Here is a 2469-nt window from a genome sequence, read left to right on the forward strand (position 1 = left end):
CCTCAGTGAGGCGAGCGGGCCGTGGCTCATCACAGGAGCAGGCGTCAGCCGATCTCGGCGCCGAATGCCGCCAGCGCCTCGGGCACCGGCTGGAAGAACGTCTCGCCGCCGGCGGAGCAGTCGCCGCTGCCGCCCGAGGTCAGGCCGATCGCGGTGTCGCCCGAGAAGAGCGAGCCGCCGCTGTCGCCCGGCTCCGCGCAGACCGTGGTCTGGATGAGGCCGTTGACGATGTCGCCGTTGCCGTAGTTGACCGTGGCGTCCAGTGCGGTGACCTCACCGTCGTGGACCTGGGTGGTGGAGCCGCTGCGGGTCACCGACATGCCGACGGTCGCGTCGCCCGCCTTGGTGATCGCCTGGGTGGAGCCGTCGTAGAGGTCCACCTCGCTGGGGTGCTCCACGTCGGACGTGTACTTGACCAGGCCGTAGTCGTTGTCCGGGAAGCTGGAGCCCTCGTTGGCGCCGATCTCCGCGCCGCCCTGCGCGTCGGACCAGCTGGTGATCGACTCGGTGCAGTGGCCGGCGGTCAGGAAGTACGGCTCGCCGCCCTTGACCACGTTGAAGCCCAGCGAGCAGCGTCCGCCGTTGCCCCAGATCGCGTCGCCGCCTGCGATCAGCGGCTTGAACTCCCCTGCGGACTTGTTGAGTTCGGCCTTGGCGCCGAGCCCTTCGACCACCTTGCTGAGCTTGTCCCAGGCCGCGCCCTCGACCGTGCGGTCGGCCGTGACGACCACCTTGTTGCTGACCGGGTCGACGGCCCAGGAGGTGCCGGGGATGGTGGCCTTGTCGGTGAGGGTCTGCCGGGCAGTCGTCAGCTCGGCGAGCGTGTGCTGTACGAGTCTGGCCTTGCCGCCGGCCTGACGGACCTGCTCGGCCGCCGTCTCGTCGACGACGTTGACGACGAGGTTCTTGGACTCGGCGTCGTAGTACGCGCCCGCCGTGTCGCCGGCCAGGGCCTTGTCCAGGCTCGCTGCGAGACTTCCGGCCGAGTGGGCGCTGAGGGTACGCGCGGTGAACTGGGGTACGTCGTCACTGGCGTTCGCAGTCTGGAACGTCACTCCTGCGGCGACCAGGGCGAGGACGGCCGATCCGGCCATCGCCACGCGCTTCCTGGATATGCGTCGGTGCTTCAACTTCGACCTCCTGTGGGGCCGTGCACGGACAAGTGGGGTGTCCGGAACACGGAGGATGAGGCGCCCACTATTCCGATGCGGCCGATAGCACACAAGGTCGACTTCCGGACGCGCACACGACGACGACGGTTCACCCGCGAGGCGTTCACAAGCCGGACGTCCCACCACGTCGGTTCCGATTGCGAACACCCGGTGCAACGGGCCGTCGGCAGCGGGTGAGGACTAGTCCTGTCCTGTAATGACTCCTGGAGTCCGGATGCTGTGGAGGGCACTCCTGAAGCCGAACACCACCGAATGCCCCCGAACGTCCCGAACACCACCGGCGCATTCCTACAGGGAGTGCCGGTATCGCTTCCGATAGGTCATCATCGAACAGGCAGTACACGCCGGGTACTTGGTGCCCGGGCCGAGCGGGGTGACCGAGCGGAGGAGCGGCGTGCGAAGTCGGGTGCGCGTGGCGGACGGACGGCATCTGATGGTCGAGCGTCAGGGGGACCCCCGAGGCAGACCGGTGTTCCTCCTGCACGGGATGCCGGGCAGCCGGCTGGGTCCCGCTCCGCGCGGGATGGTCCTCTACCAGCGGAACATGCAGCTGATCGCCTACGATCGCCCGGGGTACGGCGGCTCCGACCGGCTGCCGGGGCGCAGGGTGATGGACGTCGCCGAGGACGTACGGGCGATCGCCGACTCGCTCGGCCTGGAGCGCTTCGCCGTGGTCGGCCGCTCGGGCGGCGCTCCGCACGCTCTGGCCTGCGCCGCGCTGATGCCCGAGCGGGTCACCCGTAGCGCCGCTCTGGTCAGCCTTGCGCCGCCGGACGCCGCAGGACTCGACTGGTTCGAAGGGATGGCCGCTTCGAACGTGCTCGCGTACTCCAGGGCAGCGGCGGATCCGGACGGGCTGGCCGAGTCCTTCATCAGCCGCTCGGAGGAGATCCGGCAGAACCCGGTCCGGCTCCTGGACGACCTGCGCCGGGAGCTGACCGACTCCGACCGCACCGTGGTCAACGACGCCGGGATCCGTACGATGCTGCTCGCCAACTTCCGCGAAGGGCTGCGCACGTCGGCGTACGGCTGGATCGACGACGCGCTCGCGTTCTCCCGGCCGTGGGGGTTCGACCCCGCCGACATCAAGTGTCCTGTGATGCTGTGGCACGGCGTGAAGGACGTGTTCTCCCCCGTGGGCCACTCCCGCTGGCTGGCCGGACAGATCCCGGGCGCCACCGCCGTACTGGAACCGGCGGCGGCGCACTTCGACGCGCTGGCCGTGCTTCCCAGCGTGCTCAACTGGCTGCTGGACGAGGGGGAAGCAAGGGAAGCGGCGGTCTGCTGATCCCGGAGG

2 protein-coding genes are annotated in these 2469 nt (G+C 69.5%); one reads left to right on the plus strand and one right to left on the minus strand.

Features of this window, described 5'->3' with window-relative positions; all coding sequences use genetic code 11:
- Positions 1-44 precede the first annotated feature (44 nt).
- Positions 45-1130 (minus strand): S1 family peptidase, encoded by a 1086-nt coding sequence (locus ACFWFI_RS42385; protein ID WP_387401250.1) that lies wholly within the window; start codon positions 1128-1130, stop codon positions 45-47.
- A 436-nt stretch (positions 1131-1566) separates the two neighbouring features.
- On the opposite strand from ACFWFI_RS42385, the gene ACFWFI_RS42390 reads away from it, so the two are divergent.
- A complete protein-coding gene (locus ACFWFI_RS42390; RefSeq protein WP_387401252.1) occupies positions 1567-2460 on the plus strand; it encodes an alpha/beta fold hydrolase in 894 nt (297 codons plus the stop codon).
- Positions 2461-2469 lie beyond the last annotated feature (9 nt).

This window comes from Streptomyces sp. NPDC060209, assembly GCF_042728155.1.
Lineage (GTDB): Bacteria > Actinomycetota > Actinomycetes > Streptomycetales > Streptomycetaceae > Streptomyces.